Below are 4,198 nucleotides of genomic sequence, written 5' to 3'. Positions count from 1 at the left end.
CGTATTTTTAATTAATCTTGTTTGTATATAGTATTCGTTTTTAAGACCATTTAATAATAGTTTTTGCATAGAGGCAGTGCTAAAATTCGCGCCGAAAATAGGCACATGAAATGGAATGTTATTTGTGTGTTCTTTAAAACTATATCAAAGGTTGTTTAACTACCATGGTTTCCTCGATTATTCTAACCCTGATAGCGATTGCATTTTTACTGATCGTTATAGAAGATATAATCCATGTCAATAAAGCTAAAACCACGCTGTTTTTTGGTACGCTTTGCTGGATTCTTCTTTTTATATACCCCCTACACGGGCAAAGCCCCGATACGATTCAACATCTTTTAAATGAAAATATTTTAGAAATTGCCTCGCTATGGCTATTTTTAATGGCTGCAATGACCTTTGTCGCGTATTTAAATTCAAAGGGGTTTATAGAAAATATTGTGCACCGTGTTATGCCAAAAAGTATTAGCGAAAAAAAGCTCATGTTTTTGGTGGGTGGTTTTGCGTTTTTGTTTTCGTCGATTTCAGATAACGTAACAGCGACGCTTATATCGCTTGCGGTTGTTATGTCGTTAAAACTTGAACCTAAAAAGCTCGTTAAATACGCCACGCTTATTGTGTTTGGGGTTAACTCAGGTGGGGTATCGCTAATAACAGGTGACGTAACCACACTAATGATATTTTTAGATGGTAAAGTAACCATTGCTCATTTATTACTACTTATAGCGCCAGCACTTGCAAGCGTTATGCTGCTTGCCGCGTTACTGTCTATAGGTATGAAAGGGCGTGTTGAGTTTGCTAGTGCAGGTAAAACCCGCATTGAAAAAACCGACATAACCATTGCTGTTATATTTTTATCTACCGTAGTGAGCACACTTACGCTGAGTGTAATTTACAGCGTACCGCCTCTATTAACCTTTTTGTTTGGCTTATCAGTGATGTTTTTAGTGGCGCAATTTTTAATGCGTAAAAAAGACATAAACAAAGACATAATCGATTTTGTTCGCGATATAGAATACGACACATTATTGTTTTTTGTAGGCGTACTTTTACTTGTAGGTGCACTTAAAGAAATTGGTATGTTGAGTAAATTTACCGATCTATACACGGTAATGGCACCAGAATACGCAAACTACTTAATGGGCATATTATCAGCTGGGGTCGATAACGTACCGCTTACCGCTGCATTATTAAAAGCCAATATAGTAATGAGTCAACAACATTGGTTGTCGTTTACGTATGCAACGGGTGTGGGCGGTTCAATGCTTATTATTGGTTCGGCTGCGGGCATTATTGCCATGAGTAAAGTTAAAGCGCTTACCTTTATGAGCTACTTGCGTTTATCGCTGCATTTATTAATTTGTTACACGGTTGGATATGCGGGCTCGTATTACATGGGCAGTTTTATTTAACTCATAAATTATTAAATGCTTGACAGCTAGACGTCTAAACGATAACTTTCAAAGCCCCGCTACTTAGTGGGGTTTTGTTTTATTAGCCACTGGTTAATAAAGCATTCAGAAGAGGTGCGATACTTAGGTACTTAATGTTAGGCGACGAAAGCCGATGATCATTAAGGAGGGAAGTACTCGCCGAGGAAAATAATGGTACGTCGTCATTGTTTTTCGGTTTATGGGGCTGAATCCTCAAAACTGTCACCAATATAGGTGGAGAGCTTCTGGCAGTGGACTTATCTTCAAGCATTCCTTTGCCAAGTTCTTCTTGTTTTATTGCGGTTTGGATACCGCGAAAGGAGACTAAATGACTACCCAATCAGTGCCACAAACAGTATCAGGCGCAAAATCAGATTACATCGTTGCCAAATTTGGCGGAACCAGTGTTGCAAATTTTGAAGCGATGAGTCGCTGTAGCGAAATTATTGTTGCAGATAAAAGCGTACGTATTGTTGCCGTGAGCGCCAGTGCCGGCGTAACTAATCACTTAGTTGCACTGTGTAAATCAAGCATTACTCCTAGTGAGCGCCAAGAACACATAAACGGCGTGCTTGCTATTCAACAAACTATTTTAGATGAATTATCGCTAGATGCCGATTTAGCGGTTGGCTTTAACGAAACCCTAAAAGCATTTCAAACATTGGCTCAAGAGCCACTAACAACCGATCAGCAACACGACGAGCTACTTAGCTTTGGTGAGCGTTTATCGTCGTATTTGTTTGCTCAAGTGCTGCGTTTACAAGGTTTAAACGCCGATCGCTTTGATGTGCGCAAGGTACTTAAAACCGACAGCCAATTTGGTAAAGCAACGCCCAATGTTGCAGCCACAGCGCAAGCTGCTAAAGAGCATTTAATTCCGTTATTAGACGCTCAAGTAATTGTAACTCAGGGATTTATTGGTAGTGACGAATACGGTCACACCACAACGCTAGGACGTGGTGGTTCTGACTATAGCGCTGCATTACTAGCTGAAGCAATTAACGCTAAAAGTGTGCATATTTGGACCGACGTAGTGGGCATTTTTAGCACCGACCCGCGTTTGTGCGCAAAAGCGACGCCTATTGCACGCTTAAGTTTTGACGAAGCCGCTGAAATGGCAACCTTTGGCGCAAAAGTATTACACCCAGCAACTATTTTACCAGCGAGCCGTAGCCACATTAACGTGTTTGTAGGTTCTAGCCGCGAGCCAGAGCGTGGCGGTACGTGGATTGAGCGCGAAAAATCGCAGCAACCAGGTATACGCGCAGTAACGCAACGTAAAAACCAAATATTGCTTACGCTTAAAAGCCCAGAAATGCTACTAGCAAGCGGCTTTTTAGCACGCGTATTTACACTATTAAGTGAATATAATATATCGGTAGATTTGGTAACCACATCAGAAATCAGTGTAGCTATAACGCTTGATAACGCGCAAAACGCCTCGCGCCCAGAGCTTGATCAAGAATGCCTAGATAAGCTTGCAGAATTTTGCCATGTTTCGGTAGAAAACAACCTAACATTGGTGGCACTTATTGGCTCTGAGATTCAATTACGCCAACACGAAATGAACTTAATGAGTGTACTAAAAGACTTTAACATTCGATTAATTTGTCACGGTGCTAGTAAGCACAACCTGTGCTTTTTAGTAGAGCAAACTGAGTCAGATAACGTAGTACAGTCTATTCATAGCCGTTTATTAGAAAACGATTTTGCTGCGTAAATAACGGTTATTCAGGAAAATTAACTAGTAAGGTTGCTTAACAAAATTAATAAAGTCATTTAATAAAAAGCATCGCCAGTCGGTGCTTTTTTTATGCACCACACTCACATCAAAACAAACATTACTGTCACTGCTATCAGCTACAGTAACGCGATTACTGCAAGCACTCAGCTTTGCACTATTTAATTCGTCAAACACATTGGGGCTAAGTAACTTTGCAATAGGGCGGCTGGTGGCTTTAGCAAGAGACTCTTTTAGTGTCCAAATTCTAAAAAACGTATCTGCTTGGGCTTGGGTATTAGTAGGCTTGGTGATAAGTGTAATTTCATCATTATGATAAAAATGCTTAGCTAGCTTTTCAAATGGGCGCTTTAGGCTTACTTTTTCAATATCAAAACCAAACTCACTTTTATCAAAATTTAGCGCGACTCCAACTAAACCATGTGAGTGCGAAATACAGGTATTAATAACATCACCACTTACATGTACTTGCAGCTTTGAGCTTGCCTCGTCAAATTCTGTACTCATTTTATTAAGGGCTACGTGCGCATGTTGCGGCTGCGCTACTTTAATAAGGTGTTTTAACAATAACCGCGTCGCTAAATACTCTTGCTTAGCTTGTGGGCTTTTACGGCGGTTTATAATGTTTAACTCAAACGGGCTTAAGCAATCGGGCAAATTAAAGTCTCTAAGCTCAAGTGTTTTAGCATTAAATAATAAAATACTGTTACTCGCTAAAGACAAATTTGCCAATTGAGTTGAAGTAATACTCAAGGCGTTTTTAAAATAGTGTTCAGTCATAAAAGCCCTAAAGCAAAAGAAGTCGCTGATATTGTGAGCGGTTAACGCCACTAATAAAGGCTGGGTACAATTTTATTACTCAGCTGGCATGAAATATGGTTTAATTCACAATAATCAAAATAATAACAGATTTGTAGATGTATGGCACAAGTGCGTGATGGGTTTCAAAGCCGACTTGGTTTTGTTTTAGCCGCTGCTGGCGCAGCAGTGGGTTTGGGTAATATTTGGGGTTTTCCTACGCAAG

At 40.0% G+C, this 4,198-nt stretch carries 4 protein-coding genes and 1 riboswitch; of the genes, 3 read left to right on the top strand and 1 reads right to left on the bottom strand.

Annotation, left to right across the window (positions count from 1 at the left end; genetic code table 11):
* The first annotated feature begins 164 nt into the window (after positions 1–164).
* Together nhaD and lysC are read left to right on the top strand one after the other, a co-directional pair.
* Complete coding sequence (gene nhaD, locus H5072_RS12965; RefSeq protein ID WP_101217585.1) at positions 165–1,412, top strand: sodium:proton antiporter NhaD; 1,248 nt, start codon at positions 165–167, stop codon at positions 1,410–1,412.
* Between the two features lie 101 nt (positions 1,413–1,513).
* Positions 1,514–1,686: riboswitch (Lysine riboswitch) on the top strand.
* A 75-nt stretch (positions 1,687–1,761) separates the two neighbouring features.
* Positions 1,762–3,153 carry a lysine-sensitive aspartokinase 3 gene (gene lysC / locus H5072_RS12960; RefSeq protein ID WP_182693750.1) on the top strand — a complete coding sequence of 464 codons (1,392 nt, stop codon included), beginning with the start codon at positions 1,762–1,764 and terminating at the stop codon, positions 3,151–3,153.
* A 24-nt stretch (positions 3,154–3,177) separates the two neighbouring features.
* Here lysC and H5072_RS12955 read toward each other — a convergent pair whose 3' ends face one another.
* Positions 3,178–3,954 carry a 4'-phosphopantetheinyl transferase superfamily protein gene (locus tag H5072_RS12955; protein WP_182693749.1) on the bottom strand — a complete coding sequence of 259 codons (777 nt, stop codon included), beginning with the start codon at positions 3,952–3,954 and terminating at the stop codon, positions 3,178–3,180.
* Between the two features lie 141 nt (positions 3,955–4,095).
* Between H5072_RS12955 and H5072_RS12950 the strand changes: the two genes are divergently transcribed.
* On the top strand, positions 4,096–4,198 hold a 103-nt coding region (locus tag H5072_RS12950; protein WP_182693748.1), incomplete at its 3' end, for a hypothetical protein.

Source organism: Pseudoalteromonas sp. SR45-5 (assembly GCF_014163565.1).
Lineage (GTDB): Bacteria > Pseudomonadota > Gammaproteobacteria > Enterobacterales > Alteromonadaceae > Pseudoalteromonas > Pseudoalteromonas distincta.
Note: the sequence above shows the minus strand (reverse complement) of the source record. Positions and strands in the feature narration are given on the sequence as shown.